We start from the raw sequence: 17,318 nt of genomic DNA, 5'->3' as shown, positions 1-17,318 counted from the left end.
TGTCATTTACAGAAATTGACAGTACAGATACCTGCGATCGGTTACTGCGCGCTGGCGATAAAGGACTGTAATTGTGCTTCTGTTTGCAAACGTTGCTGTAACGCGCTGGCTTCGGCTTTACTGGCAAAAGGCCCCAGTTGAATACGCCAGACCGCGCCGTTTTGTATTACGCGTCCTGGTACGCTGAACTGCTGGCTTAAACGCTGTTGGTACTGCTGCGCACGCGTTTGATCGCTGACGGCGCCGACCTGGACGACGAAACGACCGCTCGCCGCGGCGGCAGGCGCGCTCACCGGGGCAGATACCGGGGCTGCGGCGGCAGGCGCGCTCACCGGCGTCGCAGTCGCTGGAGCCGTCACTGGCGCGGAAACCGGCGCTGTCTGTGGCGCCGGCGTCGGTTCATTACTCTCCAGCACGCCAGGCGCCAGCGTAGTCGGCGCGCCGAGGAAGCCGCTGCTGCTCACCGGCGCGCCGGTGGTATCGTCACTTTTCAACGTGGAATTACTGACCGGAAGAACGTCGCCTTGCGGTTGCGCAGGTGCTGAAGAGGCGCTTCCCATTCCGCCGCTTAAATCAGGGCGAGGGGGCAGAGCGTAGGTCTGTTTCGCCACCGTCGTACAGGCCATCCCCGGGCCGGAGAGCGAACCATCCGGCGCCACGATAATAGGGTCAATCCGTACTTTAGTATTATTCGAGGTATTCAGACGATCCGCCGCCGCGCGGGACAGGGAGATGACCCGATCGGTGCCATAGGGGCCGCGATCGTTAATACGCACGACGATCATGCGACCGTTGGCCAGATTGGTGATTCGCGCATAGCTGGGGATAGGCAGTGTCGGATGGGCGGCGGTAAGCTGCATCGGATCGAACATCTCCCCGGAGGCGGTTAAATTACTGCCGGGTTCCGCATCATAAATAGCGGCCAGGCCAGCCTGGCTAAAGCGGGACGGGTCCTGAACGATTTTATAACTTTTACCGTCACGCTGATAATCCTGGTTTGCGGTCGGATTCAGAGGTTCATAACGCGGTTCCGCTCCGCTGATTTCCACAGTCGGACCATTACATACCGCAGGTTGCGGCGCGACGGTGGTTTGCTGCTGACCGCCGTCATTAGTACATGCCGCGAGTAGTACTATCCCTGCCGCGACGCAGATTACAGGCAACTGCTTACGCATTGCGCACCCCTTATACGCTTTTCGACAACATTTTTCTGTGGGTGTGGATCGACATCACAATCCCGAACCCGGCCATCAGCACAATCAGTGCGGAGCCCCCGTAGCTGACCAGGGGTAAAGGTACTCCAACCACAGGCAGAATACCGCTCACCATACCAATATTTACGAAGACATAAACGAATAATATTAACATTAATCCGCCAGCCATCACGCGACCAAATGTAGTTTGCGCTCTGGCGGCAATCCACAAGCCGCGCATTATTAGCAAAATATAGAGCGCGAGCAGAATCAGGATGCCCACCAGACCGAGCTCTTCCGCCAGTACCGCGAAGATAAAGTCGGTATGGCGCTCGGGTAAAAACTCCAGCTGCGACTGGGTGCCGTGGAGCCAGCCTTTACCGCGCAGGCCGCCTGAGCCAATGGCGATTTTAGACTGAATAATATGATAGCCCGCGCCCAGCGGATCGGTCTCCGGATCAAGGAGCATCATGACGCGCTGGCGTTGGTAATCGTGCATCAGGAAAAACCACAAAATAGGAATAAATGCAGCGATCAATACAATGGCGACCCCAATTAAGCGCCAGCTCAGACCAGACAAAAATAGGACAAAGAGACCGGAAAGGGCGACCAGAATAGACGTCCCCAGGTCCGGCTGGGCGGCGACCAGCAGGGTAGGCATAAAGATTAATACCAGGGCGATGGCGGTATTTTTCAGCGAGGGCGGGCAGACGTCGCGGTTAATAAAGCGGGCGACCATCAGCGGCACGGCGATTTTGGCTATTTCCGAAGGCTGAAAGCGAACGATTCCCAGATCGAGCCAGCGCTGCGCGCCTTTGGATATTGCGCCGAAGGCATCAACGGCGACCAGCAAAATGATACAAATGATATAGAGATAGGGCGCCCAGCCTTCATACACGCGCGGCGGGATCTGCGCCATCACCACCATAACCACCAGCCCCATCGCAATCTGACCGATTTTACGCTCCATCATGCCGATGTCCTGGCCGCTGGCGCTCCAGATGACCAACGCGCTATAAACCAGTAACGCCAGCAGAATGAGTAGCATCGTGGGATCGATATGAATTTTATCCCAGAAGGTTTTTTTGTTCGGATTATCCGTCATGATTATTGGTCCTCCGCCGCTGCAACCACCGGGTTTTCCGCAGGCAAATGGGTGTTGTTGTCGCCCAGCATGATGTGATCAAGGATTTGGCGCATGATCGTGCCTACTGCCGGGCCTGCGCCGCCGTTTTCAAGGATGATCGCGACGGCGACCTGGGGATTGTTATACGGCGCAAAGGCGGTCATTAATTTATGGTCGCGCAGGCGCTCGGCGATTTTATGCGCATTGTACGTTTCGTTGGCCTTCAGGCCAAAGACCTGCGCGGTGCCCGACTTCGCCGCGATTTTATAGGGCGCGCTGGCAAAATATTTATGCGCCGTGCCGTTAGGGCGGTTGGCGACGCCATACATGCCATCTTTCGCAATTTCCCAGTAGCCGGAGTGAATATCGCCCACCGGCGGCTCATGCGGCTGTACCCACGGCACCTGTTTACCGTTTTCCGCGGTGCTCATTAACAGGTGCGGGACTTTAACTACACCGTCGTTAATAAGGATCATCAGCGCCTTACTCATCTGAATCGGCGTTGCCGTCCAGTAGCCCTGGCCGATGCCCACCGGAATCGTATCGCCCTGATACCACGGTTTTTTAAAGCGTTTCTGTTTCCACTCGCGGGTCGGCATATTACCAGAGCGCTCTTCTGCGAGATCAATTCCGGTATAGTGACCATAGCCGAACTTACCCATCCATTCTGACAGGCGATCGATCCCCATGTCATAGGCCACCTGATAGAAGAAGGTATCCGCCGACTCTTCAAGGGATTTGGTGATATTCAGATGCCCGTGGCCCCATTTTTTCCAGTCGCGGTAGCGTTTCTCAGACCCCGGCAACTGCCACCAGCCAGGGTCGAAAAGACTGGTGTTACGGGTGATGACGCCAGCGCTTAACGCCGATACGGCGACGTAAGGCTTAACGGTAGAAGCAGGTGGGTAGACACCCTGAGTCGCGCGGTTCACTAATGGCGTGTTCGGGTCGTTAAGCAGCCCGGAATAATCTTTGCTGGAGATGCCATCCACGAAAAGGTTAGGGTCGTAACTTGGCATGGAGACCAGCGATAGCACGCCGCCGGTACGCGGATCGGTGACAATCACCGCCGCGCGACTGCCTGCCAGCAGCGTTTCAATATACTGCTGGAGCTTGAGATCCAGCGTCAGGTAGATATCGTGTCCGGCCTGCGGCGGCACCTCTTTAAGCTGGCGAATAACGCGGCCGCGGTTGTTGACTTCAACCTCTTCATAACCGGTTTGCCCATGCAGAATATCTTCATAGTAGCGCTCAATGCCCAGCTTGCCGATGTCATGAGTGGCGGCGTAGTTCGCCAGTTTGTTTTCTCTGTCGAGACGCTCGACGTCTTTATCATTGATTTTCGATACGTAGCCGATAACGTGGGTCAGCGCCGATCCGTATGGATAATAGCGGCGTTTATAGCCTTTGACTTCGACGCCCGGGAAACGGTACTGGTTGACAGCAAAGCGCGCGACCTGAACTTCCGTCAGGTTTGTTTTCACCGGAATAGAAGTAAAGCGATGGGAGCGGGCGCGCTCTTTTTTAAAGGCGGCGATATCGTCGTCGTTTAAATCGACCACACTGCGTAGCGCATCCAGCGTTTGCTGAACGTTATCCACCTTTTCCGGCATCATTTCAATCTGATAGATAGTGCGGTTCAGCGCAAGGGGAATGCCGTTACGGTCGTAGATTATCCCGCGGCTTGGCGCAATTGGCACCAGCTTGATACGGTTTTCGTTCGAGCGGGTCTGGTAATCGGTAAAACGGAGAATTTGCAGATTATACAAATTGGCGATCAGTACGCCGGTCAGCAGCAAAATACCCAAAAAGGCGACCAGCGCCCGACGCACAAACAGTGCGGACTCAGCCGTATAGTCACGAAAAGAATTTTGTCGTTTCATCCGCTGCTTAATCTTCTCAAGACTTCACGATCACTCACGGTGATAAGGGTGGTTGGTTGTGATGCTCCACGCCCGGTACAAACTCTCCGCAACCAGAACCCGAACCAGCGGGTGAGGGAGCGTTAACGCCGAGAGCGACCAGCTCTGTTCCGCTGCCGCTTTGCAGGCGGGAGATAATCCTTCCGGGCCGCCAATCAGCAAACTGACGTCGCGCCCGTCCTGTTTCCAGCGCTCCAGCTCATTGGCTAACTGCGGCGTATCCCACGGCTTGCCTGGAATATCCAGGGTAACAATGCGATTCTTACCGGCGGCGGCCAGCATCTGCTCGCCCTCTTTGTCGAGAATGCGTTTGATATCCGCGTTCTTGCCGCGTTTGCCCGCAGGGATTTCGATCAGCTCAAAGGGCATATCTTTCGGAAAACGACGCAGATATTCCGTAAATCCCGTTTGAACCCAGTCGGGCATCTTCGTGCCGACAGCGACAAGTTGCAGCTTCACGCATTAACTCCAGAGTTTTTCCAGTTCATACAGGCGGCGACTTTCTTCCTGCATGACATGCACAATCACATCGCCCAGATCGACGACAATCCAGTCAGCCGCATTTTCGCCTTCGACGCCCAACGGCAGCATACCGGCCGCGCGCGACGACTGCACCACGTGGTCGGCAATAGACATAACGTGACGGCTGGAGGTGCCGGTACAAATAATCATACAGTCGGTGATACTGGATTTACCCTGAACATCTAAGGCGATGATGTCCTGACCTTTCAGGTCATCAATTTTGTCGATAACAAAATCCTGGAGTGCTTTACCCTGCAAGTTTTCCCCCTGGGTGAATAATTGCGTTATAACGATAGAAAAAAGGCCAACAGGCTGGACCGGTAAGGCGTTGCGAGTTAACGCTAACCTTCCGGCGGGACGCCGTGTAGTATACCTGAATCAGCGGCGATACCGGGACTTATGTCGCCGGATCGGCGTTTAAAACCAGATTATCATCCCATCCCACGTCACAGAAAGCATCGCCATTTTTGTAAAACAATTTCTGCAAAGCTCTGCAAGGTGAAAAAAGCCTGGCTGCGGAGAATAACAGCCTGTCGGGGGCTGTCAATGGGCGAAACCACTGCGGCGAGAAAAAACGGAAAATTCATCACTCAGGCCGCCAGACGGCACGACTATTTAATACTTTCAGGGTGGCGAACCCTTCGCACAGGTCGATTGCGCTCCAGCATCCCTGTTCTACCCGGAAATGCCATAGCGAGGCGGCGGGCATCGCGAGCAGACGGGCAATCAACAGGCTGAGTACGCCCTGATGGCTGACGATCAGCAGGTTCTGGCAATCGCTAAACGCGTCGAGTCGCGAGATAAAGCGCTCTACGCGCCGGGTAAAAGCCTGAAAACCCTCGCCATTGGTCGGAACCGCATTCTGCCAGTCCGTACACCAGGCGGCATAGCTTTCGGCATCTTCATGGGTGAGGTCGCGGTGATGGCGCATTTCCCAGTCGCCGAAGTACATCTCATTAAGCTCAGGTAAGATGTGTTGCGGCACATCCCGGCCCTCCAGTACGAGCCGGGCGGTATGGCGCGCGCGCTCCAGCTCGCTGCATAACACCCGGTCAAATGGCGCGTGGCGCAATAAAGTATGTAGCGTTTTCGCCTGGCCAATCCCTTTTTCCGTTAACGGCGTGGGAGCATGTCCGCTATACAACCCGGCGACATTGGCCTCGGTTTCGCCATGACGCACCAGCCACAATCGCATGGTATTCCTCATGAGGTTAAATGCGCAAAACATGATAATGCCCCTGATTGCGCAACGTTTTTTTCACTAAAATAGCATTTTTTGGCCGGAGGCATAATGGCGTTATTCAACAGCGCGCATGGCGGTAATATTCGGGAAGCCGCGACGGTGTTGGGCATCTCGCCTGACCAGTTACTGGATTTTAGCGCAAACATTAATCCGCTGGGTATGCCTGTCAGCGTGAAACGCGCGCTTATCGACAATCTGGACTGCATTGAGCGCTACCCGGACGCCGATTATTTTCATTTGCACCAGGCGCTGGCGCGTCATCATCAGGTGCCGGCATCGTGGATACTGGCGGGAAATGGCGAGACGGAGTCAATCTTTACCGTGGCGAGCGGTCTTAAACCGCGTCGTGCAATGATTGTCACGCCAGGTTTCGCGGAGTATGGCCGGGCGCTGGCGCAAAGTGGCTGTGAAATTCGTCGTTGGTCTCTACGCGAAGCGGATGGCTGGCAGCTTACCGATGCCATTCTTGAGGCGTTGACGCCCGATCTGGACTGCCTGTTTCTGTGTACGCCCAATAATCCTACCGGCCTGCTGCCGGAGCGGCCGTTATTACAGGCCATTGCCGATCGCTGCAAATCGCTGAGCATTAACCTGATCCTGGATGAGGCGTTTATCGATTTTATTCCGCATGAGACGGGCTTTATTCCTGCTCTTAAAGATAATCCGCATATCTGGGTGCTGCGTTCGCTGACCAAATTTTATGCCATTCCCGGCCTGCGGTTGGGATATCTCGTCAATAGCGATGACGCGGCGGTAGCGCGGATGCGTCGCCAACAAATGCCGTGGTCGATTAACGCGCTGGCGGCGCTGGCCGGTGAGGTAGCGTTACAGGATAGCGCCTGGCAACAGGCGACCTGGCATTGGTTACGGGAGGAGGGCGCCCGGTTTTATCAGGCGCTTTGTCGGCTCCCCCTGCTGACGGTCTATCCCGGGCGGGCAAACTATCTGTTGTTACGCTGTGAGCGAGAGGATATTGATCTGCAGCGACGGTTGCTGACGCAGCGGATTTTAATCCGTAGCTGCGCTAACTACCCGGGGCTGGACAGCCGCTATTATCGTGTGGCGATACGCAGCGCTGCGCAAAACGAGCGTCTGCTGTCGGCGCTGCGCAATGTGCTTACCGGTATAGCCCCTGCTGATTGATGTAGTTCAGCACGTTTTCCGGCAACAGATCGTCGCAGGATTCGCCTTTTTCCAGCCGTTCGCGGATGAGGGTTGCGGAGATATTAAGCCAGGGCGTTTCCGCCAGGTAAATTTTACCGGCTGGCAACTGGTGCAGATCGTCCGGCGTATGGGTCAGATGCTGTTCCAGCCACTGCTGGTGTTGCGCCTGCGTCATTTCAAGGGGATAGCCCGGACGACGACAAACGATCAGGTGAGTGTTATCAAGGATGGTGTCGTAATCATGCCAGGTGGGGAAGTTAAGCAGAGAGTCCTGGCCGATAATAAACGCCAGCGGCGCTTCGGGACCCTGTTCTTCGCGCCATGCTTTCAACGTTTGCGCAGTGTAAGAGGGCGCGTTTCGCTGTAGCTCGCGTTCATCCAGCGTAAAAAGCGGCTTATCGGCGATAGCCAGCTCCAGCATATATTTACGCTGCGCGCTGGAAGCTTCCGGCTGGGGGCGATGCGGCGGCACATTGTTAGGCATAATAATCACCCGCGATAAGCCGATCAGATTCGCCAGCGTTTCAACAGGTTTAAGATGTCCATAATGCACCGGATCAAAGGTGCCGCCGAATAAAGCCTGTAACGATTTCATATCACCCATCAATAAATACGTCTGCCAGCGCCTTATGGCAGAGCAGGAGCGACAGCCCTTCAAGATCTGCCCATACTGACTGACCATAATCCTGTTTGAGCGTAATTTCTGTACGCGTCAGTAACTGCACGGCCTGGCGAAGCTGTGCAGGATGGAGACGCTGCAACGCGTCGCCGATCATGGGGCGACGGTTTTGCCAGACCCGGTGTTTATCAAACAGCGCGCGTAACGGCGTATGCGCGGACTGACGTTTGAGATTTACCAGCAGCAGCAGCTCTCGCTGGAGGGTCCGCAGCAGAATGACCGGTTCGCTGCCTTCAAGGCGTAGCTGTTGCAGAATATGCAGCGCGCGTTTGCTTTTCCCCATCAGTAACGCATCCACCCAGTGGAAAGGGGTAAAGTGGGCGGCGTCATTGACGGCCTGCTCTACGCGAGGAAGCGTTAACTTACCGTCAGGCCAAAGCAGCGACAGCCGTTCCAGCGCCTGCGCCAGCGCCAACAGATTGCCCTCATAGCAATAGCACAGCAGTTGGTTCGCGGCGTCATCCAGTTGCAAATTCTGTGCTTTCGCTCTGGCGGCAACCCAGCGGGGAAGCTGCGCCTGCTCCGGCGTCTGACAACTGACCTGAACGCTACGGTCTGCCAGTGCGGTATACCAGGCGGCGTTTTCCTGCGCTTTGGTGAGCTTGTTTCCGCGTACTATTAATAACAGGTCGTCATGCAGCAGCTCGCTCAGGGTGGCGAGTTGCTCATTCATTGCCGCGTTAGGCCCGTTTTCCGGCAGTTGCAGCACCAGCGTTTGACGGCTGGCGAACAGGCTCATCGCCTGGCAAAGTGAGAAAAGCGATCCCCAGTCGGTACTGGGATCGAGAGTAAAAGCGTGGTGCTCTTCGAAGCCTTGCGACGCAGCCGCCAGACGAATAGCGTCCTGACTTTCCTGCAGTAGCAGCGGATCGTTGCCCAATAATAGATATGCCGCACGCAGCCCTTCGTTGAGCTGCGCGCGGAGTTGTTCAGGATACAACCTGATCATTAGTTACTCAGCGTAGTGGAGACGCGTGCTGGCGTAGAGGCGGGCGCCGCCGTCTCATTGTCGGCGGTAGCCTCCTCTTTCGTCGCCTGAATATCCGCCGCGCGGACGCTGGTCAGCTTACGAATCAGCTGTTCAGCGGCTTTGTCATACATCTCCTGAACGATCATGGCCTGCTCGTTATCCTTCGCCAACGCCATCTGCGGGTTATCGAAGAACGAACGGTACACTTTCGTGCTGATAGGATAGATGTCATGGCCCGGAATCAATACCGAGGCATTGACGGTCATTACCATCTGATATTCCGCCGTCTGGCCGTCCTGGAACACTGACGCCGTATCCTGCGAAATAGTCACCGTTCCAAGCCGCAGAGACGGAACGTCTTTGCGCGTTGTGTCTTTATCAAGCAGGTTTACGTTATTCAGCCGTAACTGATTACGTACCGCACGACTTAGCGGACCGTTCGGATCGCCGGAATCGAGGATCATCGTTTTCATTGAAGCCGGAACCTGCGTAGTGCTACGCAGATGCCAGCCGCATCCGGCGGTGACCAGCACCGCCAGAGATAACAACAGTGTTACCAGATATCGCACGCTTCCTCCCGCGCTTAGCCAACAACCAGATTGAGGAGTTTACCCGGAACGTAAATCACTTTACGCACGGTAACGCCATCAAGATATTTTGCCACCAGATGTTCCTGGCCTGCACGTTCACGCACCTGTTCTTCGGTGGCATCCACCGCAACGGTGATCTTACCGCGAACTTTACCGTTAACCTGCACGACAACCAGCGTGGTGTTTTCCACCATTGCCTGCTCGTCGGCAACCGGCCACGGCGCGTTGTCGATATCGCCTTCGCCGCCCAGTTCCTGCCACAAGGTAAAGCAGACGTGCGGGGTGAACGGGTTAAGCATACGCACGACGGCCTGCAGCGCTTCCTGAAGCAGTGCGCGGTCTTGTTCGCCTTCCTGCGGGGCTTTCGCCAGTTTGTTCATCAACTCCATGATCGCCGCAATGGCGGTGTTGAACGTCTGACGGCGGCCGATATCATCGGTCACTTTGGCAATGGTTTTATGCACATCGCGACGCAGCGCTTTTTGATCTTCGCTCAGCGCATCGACGTTCAGCGCCGCGACAGGACCTTTAGCGGTGTGTTCGTAAACCAGCTTCCAGACGCGTTTAATAAAGCGGTTTGCGCCTTCTACGCCGGACTCCTGCCATTCCAGAGTCATATCCGCCGGAGAAGCGAACATCATAAACAGGCGTACCGTATCCGCGCCATAACGTTCAACCATTACCTGCGGGTCGATACCGTTATTTTTCGACTTGGACATTTTACTCATGCCAGTGTAGACCAGCTCATGACCCGCTGCGTCTTTTGCTTTGACGATGCGGCCTTTTTCATCGCGCTCGACGATAGCGTCAACTGGCGAAACCCAGTTACGTTCGCCGTTCTCGCCGACATAATAGAACGCATCCGCCAGTACCATGCCCTGGCACAGCAACTGTTTAGCCGGCTCGTCAGAGGTGACCATGCCCGCATCGCGCATCAGCTTATGGAAGAAGCGGAAGTAGAGCAGGTGCATGATGGCATGTTCAATACCGCCGATGTAGATGTCGACTGGCAGCCAGTAGTTTGCCGCTTTCGAATCCAGCATTCCTTCCTGATACTGCGGGCAGGTGTAACGCGCGTAGTACCATGACGATTCCATAAAGGTGTCGAAGGTGTCGGTTTCACGCAGCGCCGGCATACCGTTAACGGTGGTTTTCGCCCACTCAGGATCGGCTTTAATCGGGCTGGTGATGCCGTCCATGACGACGTCTTCCGGCAAAATAACCGGCAGTTGATCTTCCGGCGTCGGCAGCACGGTGCCGTCTTCCAGGGTGACCATCGGGATCGGCGCGCCCCAGTAACGCTGACGGGAAACGCCCCAGTCACGCAGACGATAGTTCACTTTACGTTCGCCGACGCCTTTTTCCGCCAGTTTATCGGCAATGGCATTAAACGCCGCTTCAAAGGCCAGACCGTCGAACTCGCCGGAGTTAAACAGCACGCCTTTTTCGGTCAGCGCCTGTTCGGAAAGATCCGGCTCGGAACCGTCGGCGGCCAGAATCACCGGCTTGATGGTCAAACCGTATTTGGAGGCAAATTCGTAGTCGCGCTGATCGTGACCCGGAACGGCCATCACCGCGCCAGTGCCGTACTCCATCAGGACAAAGTTTGCCGCCCAGACCGGGATCTCTTCGCCAGTTAACGGATGAATCGCTTTATAGCCGGTGTCGACGCCTTTTTTCTCCATGGTCGCCATTTCGGCTTCGGCCACTTTGGTGTTACGGCATTCGTCGATGAACGCCGCCAGCTCGGCGTTGTTCGCCGCCGCTTTTTGCGCCAGCGGATGACCGGCGGCCACTGCCAGGTAGGTGGCGCCCATAAAGGTATCCGGACGGGTGGTATAGACGGTCAGCGTGTTATCGTAACCCTTCACATCGAAGGTGATTTCCACGCCTTCAGAGCGGCCAATCCAGTTGCGCTGCATCGTTTTTACGGTATCAGGCCAGTGGTCCAGCTTATCCAGATCGCGCAACAGCTCGTCTGCGTAAGCGGTGATTTTGATAAACCACTGTGGGATCTCTTTACGCTCAACTTTGGTGTCGCAACGCCAGCAGCAGCCGTCGATCACCTGTTCGTTGGCAAGAACGGTCTGATCGTTCGGGCACCAGTTAACGGCAGAAGTCTTCTTGTACACCAGGCCTTTTTTATACAGCTCGGTGAAGAATTTCTGTTCCCAACGGTAGTATTCCGGGGTGCAGGTCGCGATTTCACGGCTCCAGTCATAGCCAAAACCCAGCGTTTTGAGCTGGTTTTTCATATACGCGATGTTGTCGTACGTCCACGGCGCCGGCGCGGTGTTGTTCTTCACCGCCGCGCCTTCCGCCGGCAGGCCGAAGGCGTCCCAGCCGATTGGCTGCAGCACGTTTTTGCCCAGCATACGCTGGTAGCGGGCAACCACGTCGCCGATGGTGTAGTTACGTACGTGGCCCATGTGTAGTCGGCCAGAAGGATAGGGAAGCATCGACAGGCAGTAATACTTCTCTTTGCTCTCGTCTTCGGTCACTTCAAATGTGCGCTTCTCATCCCAGTGAAGCTGTACTTTGGATTCTATCTCTTCCGGGCGGTATTGCTCTTGCATGGCAGCCAGTAGTCCTGTTTTCGATACAGCTACAAATGTAGCTTTAGAGGTGGTGTTTAGATCCGCATAGCATAGCCCAAACACGCACGTCAAAACAGGGGGTAGAACATTTGTCGCGCCAGGCGTTCATGAGGAGGTGACGCAAAATGCGACACGACTGAGGCAAATTACCGCAGTTCCTGTCACCGCCAGATCGATCTGTGAAAATAAAGCCATATAAAACAATAAGTTAAAAAATGGCACGCCTTTTGATTAGGGAAGACAGGACTAAAGCAAAGGAGTTAATCGTGAAAAAAAATGCAGTGGTGATTCACCCTCAGGATTGCGTCGCGACGGCTATTACGGCGCTCAAGGCCGGCGAAACCGCCACAATGTTCATTGGCGAACGCGAGATAAGCGTTGTGTTACATCAGGATGTGCCATTTGGCCACAAATTCGCCATCTGCGATGTGCCTTTTCATGGCGAAGTTTATAAATATGGCGAATCCATTGGCCGCGCCACTCAGGAAATAAAAAGTGGCGACTATGTGCACGTCCACAATGTGGAAAGCGAACGCGGACGTGGTGACTGGAAATAATATAAAACAAGGGAAAATGATTATGAGCAATGAGACTTTTTTGGGTTTCCGCCGCCCTGACGGCCGTTTTGGCATCCGTAATTATGTACTGATTTTACCTACCAGCGTTTGTGCGAATAAAGTTGCCCAGGATATTGCCCGGCAGGTAAAAGGCGCGACATGGGTGAATAACGATTTTGGCTGCTGCCAGGTGGCAGGCGATGCGCGTCTGACGGAAAAGACATTGATTAATGTGGCGAATAATCCCAACGTCGGCGCTATTGTGGTTGTGGGCTTAGGCTGTGAAGGCGCGGAGCCGCTGCGCATCGCAGAAGAGATTACCGCATTTGGCAAACCGACTTCCTGCATTACCATTCAGGAAGAGGGCGGCACGCTTAAATGTCAGGCCAGGGGGATTTCGCTGGCCCGCGACTATGCGCAACAACTCTCCATGCAAAAACCGCAGCAAGCACCGGTTAGCGAGCTGCTGCTGGCGATGGAGTGCGGCGGGTCAGATACGACATCGGGGCTGGCGTCTAACCCTTCCTGCGGGGTCGCCTCGGATAAGCTGATACGCTGCGGCGGAAGCTCAATTCTTTCTGAAACGACGGAATTTATTGGCGCCGAGCATGTGATGGCGAAACGCGCGGTGACGCCGGAGGTTGGTCAACAGCTCATTGATTTAGTGGTCGGCTGCGAGGCGCGAGCAAAAGCGCTGGGCGAGGATATTCGCGGGGGACAGCCGACGCCGGGCAATATTAAAGGCGGGTTGACTACCATTGAAGAAAAATCGTTAGGCTGTATGCATAAAGCAGGTCATGCGCCGTTACAGGGCGTCCTGGAATATGCCGATAGTCCAACGCATCCGGGCCTGTGGATTATGGATACCCCGGGGCAGGATATTGAATCTATTTCCGGCATGGTGGCGGGTGGAGCGCAGATCGTTATTTTTACTACTGGTCGCGGAACGCCTGCCGGTAACCCAATAGCGCCGGTAATAAAAATTACGGGTAATAAAGCAACGTGGGAAATGATGCAGGACAATATTGATATTGATGTGTCCGCCATTATGTCTGGCGAGGCTTCTATTACACAAATGGGCGAGGAAATTTATCAGGAAATTTTACGTGTCGCGAATGGGAAAACGACTAAATCAGAAGATTTAGGTCATAACGAATTCTCTATTTATAAGATCGCGCCGACGTTCTGATATCAAATCGGGCAGCACAAGCTGTCCGGTTATCTCCTGGGAATAAGCTATGAAAATTAAAAAAACACTGGAACGTTTTCCTGGTGGTATGATGGTTGTACCGCTAATCATCGGCGCATTGTTTAAAACCTTTGCCCCGGAGGCGCTGGAAATAGGCGGTTTTGTCACTTCTATTTCGCATGGCGCAATGGCGATTTTAGGCATGTTTTTAGTCTGTATGGGCGCGGATATCCAGTTTAAAGCCGCGCCGAAAGCGCTGAAAAAAGGCGCTGCGATCACCTTTGCGAAATTTGCCAGCGGCGTGATTATTGGCATTCTGGTCGGAAAATTTTGCGGCCCGGATGGGTTATTAGGTCTGTCGGCTTTAGCGATTATTTCGGCGATGACCAACTCGAACAGTGGGTTATATGCCGCGTTGGTGGGGGAGTACGGCGATGAAACCGACGGCGGCGCGATTGCGGTAATATCGTTGAACGATGGTCCCTTTTTCACCATGCTGGCGTTAGGGTCGGCAGGCATGGTGTCGATACCCTTTATGAATCTGGTGGCGGTTATTATTCCCATTATCATTGGCATGATTTTGGGTAATCTGGATGAGGACATGCGCAAGTTTCTTAAACAGGGCAGCGTGGTAACGATTCCCTTTTTTGCCTTTGGGTTAGGATACGGTATTGATTTCGCAAGACTTATCACGGCAGGTTCTTCAGGCATTTTACTGGGGCTCATGACGGTGGCGATTGGCGGATTTTTTAATATTTTCGCCGATCGTCTGACGGGAGGCAGCGGCGTGGCAGGCGCGGCGGTATCCACCACCTCTGGCAACGCCGTCGCGACGCCAGCGGCAATCGCGCTGCTCGATCCGCATTTTACCGACCTGGCGTCGACGGCGGCGGCACAGGTGGCGGCCTCGACGATTATTACCGCTCTGTGCGCCCCCTTCCTGACCGTATGGATAAAAAAACGCTACGATCGTAAACTGAACCCAGCCGCCGCAGGCGGTTAGCGTTTCGGCGGAAAATAAATCACGACGGGCGGTCTCGCCCGTTCATAAACCAACAGGATGGTGAGTGATGAATAAGACGAAAGATATAGCCGCATCTCCTCTCTGTTTTGTCTCTCCTTATCCGCAACTGGCAAAGGCTGCCGAGGCGCTGGTCGCGCAGTTGGATTATGCCGTCACTATTCATCAAACGACGCTTAATCGTATCCTGGATGAGCTACCTTTATTAGAGTCCCGTGGGCACCAGGTACTGATTAGTCGTGGCGGCTGTGCGGAAATATTAAAAAAGCACAGTAAATTACCGGTAGTCGAAATTAAAATGTCCGGCTACGACATTCTTGATGCGCTTATCCCTTTTAAAGGACAAAAAGGCACTGTCGGTATTGTCGGCTTTTCCAGTGTGATCAAAGGATGCGCGCGCGTAGCGGAACAGTTAAATATTAACTATAAAATTTTTACCTTACAGGGAAATGATAAAGAAACGATTTCTTGCCTGAAGCAACAATTAGCGTCCACGCCATTAGATTGCATTGTTGGCGATACCGTTTGTCAGGATTATTTTTCACCGCTGGGCTCGCAATTTCGTTTACTTGATTCCAGCCCCGCCTCAATAACCGAAGCTCTGGAAGAGGCCCGCTCATTATATCTGGCTTTTCGCAGCCAATTACTCGAACGTCATCATCTGCAGCTGATTCTCGATCAGTTTGATAAAGCTGTTATCACGCTTGATGATACCGGCGCGTTACTGCATTACAATAAATATGCGAGCCAACTTTTTAAAATTAACGCCTCCGGTGAAATTTATGACGCGTCTTTCCTGAAACAGGTATTGCACCAGGAGCGGCATACATTACGTGAGGGAAAAACCGTCAGCGCGAAAGTCGTCGATACGCCGCAAGGCGCGATGGTGGTTAATCTGTATCCGGTATTTGCGGCCAGACAGTTAAGCCGGGTAGTGTTGACGATGCAAACCGTCTCCAGTTTACAGGGGGCGGAACATCATGTTCGCCGCCAGGAACTGTCTCGCCGCGGCTTGAGCGCCCGCTATCATTTCGACGATCTGCTTACCGAAAACCCGGAAATGTTGCGTCGTCTGGCGATCATTAAAAATTATGCCGGTACGGACGCGACTATCTTAATTAATGGCGAAAGCGGGACGGGAAAAGAGGTGCTGGCGCAAAGTATTCATAATGCCAGCCAACGCGTCAACGGCCCGTTTGTCGCCATTAACTGCGGCGCGATGGCCCCTCAGATTCTGGAGAGCGAACTCTTTGGCTATGTCGCTGGCGCATTTACCGGCGCGTCGCCGAAAGGCAAAATAGGCCTGTTTGAATTAGCGCACCACGGTACCATTTTTCTGGATGAGATTAGCGAGCTGGATAAACCGCTACAGACGCGCTTATTACGGGTGTTGCAGGAGCGGCAGATTATGCGGCTGGGCTCAGACCAGATGATACCTGTTGATATTCGCGTGATTGCGGCGACCAATCAGACGTTAACGAAGCTCATTGCGGACGGGACATTTCGCGAAGATCTTTACTATCGGCTTAACGTATTAAAAGTGACCACCATCCCGCTACGCAAACGTCCGGAGGATATCAAAGCCATCGGCCTGTCGCTGCTTACCAGTTTCAGCCAGCATTATAAACGCCCGGCACTAACGTTAACCCCGGCGCTGTGGCAAGAGCTTCAGCGCTTCGCCTGGCCCGGAAACGTCAGGCAGTTAAGCAATATTATCGAACGGCTGGTGCTCTCTATTGATCACTCCCCGGCAACGCTGGATGAGGGCCGCCTCTTGCTGGACGATCTGGAAGAGGGGAGCCGACGCGAGCCAAGTACCTGCCACGACTGCCAGATGCTGGCTGGCGATTATAAAACGATTCGCCTGCGTATTTTGAGAAAATTATTAGAGGCGGAAAGGGATAATAAATCGTTAGTGGCGAAACGATTAAATGTCGATCGTACCTCGCTGACGCGCTGGATACGTGAGTCGGCCTGACAAGAATTTACAGACTCTGTGGACAGCCTTGCAAAGCGTAACGCAAATAACGTCTATTATTATAGGCAGTTAACGATCCAAGAGGTGAAGTGATGAACAAGGTTGCTCAATATTACCGTGAATTGGTGGCCTCATTAAGCGAGCGTTTACGCAATGGCGAGCGCGACATTGATGCGCTGGTGGAGCAGGCGCGCCAGCGCGTGATGCAAACAGGGGAGTTAACGCGAACCGAGGTGGACGAACTGACGCGCGCTGTCAGACGCGATCTGGAAGAGTTCGCCATGAGCTACGAAGAGAGCCAGGAAGATAGCGTCTTCTTGCGGGTGATTAAAGAGAGTCTCTGGCAGGAACTGGCGGACATTACCGACAAAACCCAGCTGGAATGGCGTGAAGTCTTCCAGGATTTGAATCACCACGGCGTGTATCACAGTGGCGAAGTGGTGGGGTTGGGGAATCTGGTGTGCGAGAAATGCCACTATCATCTGGCGGTTTACACGCCGGATGTGTTGCCGCTCTGTCCGAAGTGTGGCCACGATCAGTTCCAGCGCAGGCCGTTTGAGCCGTAAG

Annotated in this window: 16 protein-coding genes; 6 read left to right on the top strand and 10 right to left on the bottom strand. The window is 54.2% G+C overall.

The window, feature by feature from the left end; translation table 11 throughout:
• Window positions 1-41: 41 nt before the first annotated feature.
• The 6 genes from rlpA to ACLJPQ_RS03250 all read right to left on the bottom strand — a co-directional run bounded on the left by rlpA (window position 42) and on the right by ACLJPQ_RS03250 (window position 5,958).
• Window positions 42-1,175, bottom strand: a complete 1,134-nt coding sequence (gene rlpA / locus ACLJPQ_RS03275) for an endolytic peptidoglycan transglycosylase RlpA (protein WP_001231303.1) — start codon at window positions 1,173-1,175, stop codon at window positions 42-44.
• Between the two features lie 10 nt (window positions 1,176-1,185).
• Window positions 1,186-2,298 (bottom strand): peptidoglycan glycosyltransferase MrdB, encoded by a 1,113-nt coding sequence (gene mrdB / locus ACLJPQ_RS03270; RefSeq protein WP_000131713.1) that lies wholly within the window; start codon window positions 2,296-2,298, stop codon window positions 1,186-1,188.
• A gap of 2 nt (window positions 2,299-2,300) precedes the next feature.
• On the bottom strand, window positions 2,301-4,202 hold the full coding sequence (mrdA, locus tag ACLJPQ_RS03265; protein WP_000828700.1) for a peptidoglycan DD-transpeptidase MrdA: 1,902 nt from the start codon (window positions 4,200-4,202) through the stop codon (window positions 2,301-2,303).
• Between the two features lie 30 nt (window positions 4,203-4,232).
• Window positions 4,233-4,700, bottom strand: coding sequence for a 23S rRNA (pseudouridine(1915)-N(3))-methyltransferase RlmH (gene rlmH / locus ACLJPQ_RS03260; protein ID WP_000776107.1), 468 nt, complete (start codon window positions 4,698-4,700; stop codon window positions 4,233-4,235).
• A gap of 3 nt (window positions 4,701-4,703) precedes the next feature.
• A complete protein-coding gene (rsfS, locus tag ACLJPQ_RS03255; RefSeq protein ID WP_001161670.1) occupies window positions 4,704-5,021 on the bottom strand; it encodes a ribosome silencing factor in 318 nt (105 codons plus the stop codon).
• A 328-nt stretch (window positions 5,022-5,349) separates the two neighbouring features.
• A complete protein-coding gene (locus ACLJPQ_RS03250; RefSeq protein WP_001241923.1) occupies window positions 5,350-5,958 on the bottom strand; it encodes an adenosylcobalamin/alpha-ribazole phosphatase in 609 nt (202 codons plus the stop codon).
• Window positions 5,959-6,054: 96 nt separating this feature from the next.
• Here ACLJPQ_RS03250 and cobD point away from each other — a divergent pair, with 96 nt between their 5' ends.
• Window positions 6,055-7,149: a threonine-phosphate decarboxylase CobD gene (cobD, locus tag ACLJPQ_RS03245; protein WP_080184575.1), complete on the top strand. Its 1,095-nt coding sequence runs from the start codon at window positions 6,055-6,057 to the stop codon at window positions 7,147-7,149.
• Here cobD and nadD read toward each other — a convergent pair.
• The 4 genes from nadD to leuS are packed head-to-tail and all read right to left on the bottom strand — an operon-like array spanning window position 7,124 to window position 11,985.
• Complete coding sequence (gene nadD / locus ACLJPQ_RS03240) at window positions 7,124-7,765, bottom strand: nicotinate-nucleotide adenylyltransferase (protein WP_001518902.1); 642 nt, start codon at window positions 7,763-7,765, stop codon at window positions 7,124-7,126. The two genes, cobD and nadD, sit on opposite strands and share 26 nt — an antisense overlap.
• Before the next feature lies 1 nt (window position 7,766).
• Window positions 7,767-8,798, bottom strand: coding sequence for a DNA polymerase III subunit delta (gene holA / locus ACLJPQ_RS03235; RefSeq protein ID WP_000620491.1), 1,032 nt, complete (start codon window positions 8,796-8,798; stop codon window positions 7,767-7,769).
• The gene (lptE, locus tag ACLJPQ_RS03230; RefSeq protein ID WP_001269950.1) at window positions 8,798-9,388 is read right to left on the bottom strand and encodes an LPS assembly lipoprotein LptE; all 591 of its coding nucleotides are present in this window, start codon (window positions 9,386-9,388) and stop codon (window positions 8,798-8,800) included. The genes holA and lptE overlap by 1 nt, the downstream gene beginning before the upstream one ends.
• Window positions 9,389-9,402: 14 nt before the next feature.
• Entirely contained in the window at window positions 9,403-11,985 is a 2,583-nt protein-coding gene (leuS, locus tag ACLJPQ_RS03225) for a leucine--tRNA ligase (RefSeq protein WP_001157916.1), read from the bottom strand.
• 236 nt (window positions 11,986-12,221) lie between these two features.
• On the opposite strand from leuS, the gene ACLJPQ_RS03220 reads away from it, so the two are divergent.
• The 5 genes from ACLJPQ_RS03220 to ACLJPQ_RS03200 all read left to right on the top strand — a co-directional run bounded on the left by ACLJPQ_RS03220 (window position 12,222) and on the right by ACLJPQ_RS03200 (window position 17,317).
• The gene (locus ACLJPQ_RS03220) at window positions 12,222-12,563 is read left to right on the top strand and encodes a UxaA family hydrolase (RefSeq protein ID WP_001574029.1); all 342 of its coding nucleotides are present in this window, start codon (window positions 12,222-12,224) and stop codon (window positions 12,561-12,563) included.
• A gap of 16 nt (window positions 12,564-12,579) precedes the next feature.
• Window positions 12,580-13,752, top strand: a complete 1,173-nt coding sequence (locus ACLJPQ_RS03215) for a UxaA family hydrolase (RefSeq protein ID WP_001670689.1) — start codon at window positions 12,580-12,582, stop codon at window positions 13,750-13,752.
• 49 nt (window positions 13,753-13,801) lie between these two features.
• A complete protein-coding gene (locus tag ACLJPQ_RS03210) occupies window positions 13,802-14,755 on the top strand; it encodes a 2-keto-3-deoxygluconate permease (RefSeq protein WP_000694477.1) in 954 nt (317 codons plus the stop codon).
• A gap of 67 nt (window positions 14,756-14,822) precedes the next feature.
• The gene (locus ACLJPQ_RS03205; protein WP_001044170.1) at window positions 14,823-16,751 is read left to right on the top strand and encodes a sigma-54 interaction domain-containing protein; all 1,929 of its coding nucleotides are present in this window, start codon (window positions 14,823-14,825) and stop codon (window positions 16,749-16,751) included.
• A gap of 92 nt (window positions 16,752-16,843) precedes the next feature.
• Entirely contained in the window at window positions 16,844-17,317 is a 474-nt protein-coding gene (locus ACLJPQ_RS03200) for a zinc ribbon-containing protein (RefSeq protein ID WP_001044885.1), read from the top strand.
• Window position 17,318: the final 1 nt, after the last annotated feature.

The sequence above is a fragment of the Salmonella sp. SAL04213 genome (assembly GCF_046550535.1).
In the GTDB taxonomy this organism is placed as follows: Bacteria; Pseudomonadota; Gammaproteobacteria; order Enterobacterales; family Enterobacteriaceae; genus Salmonella; species Salmonella enterica.
The sequence above is the reverse complement of the archived record's forward strand: the minus strand, read 5'-3'. Positions and strand labels throughout refer to the sequence as shown.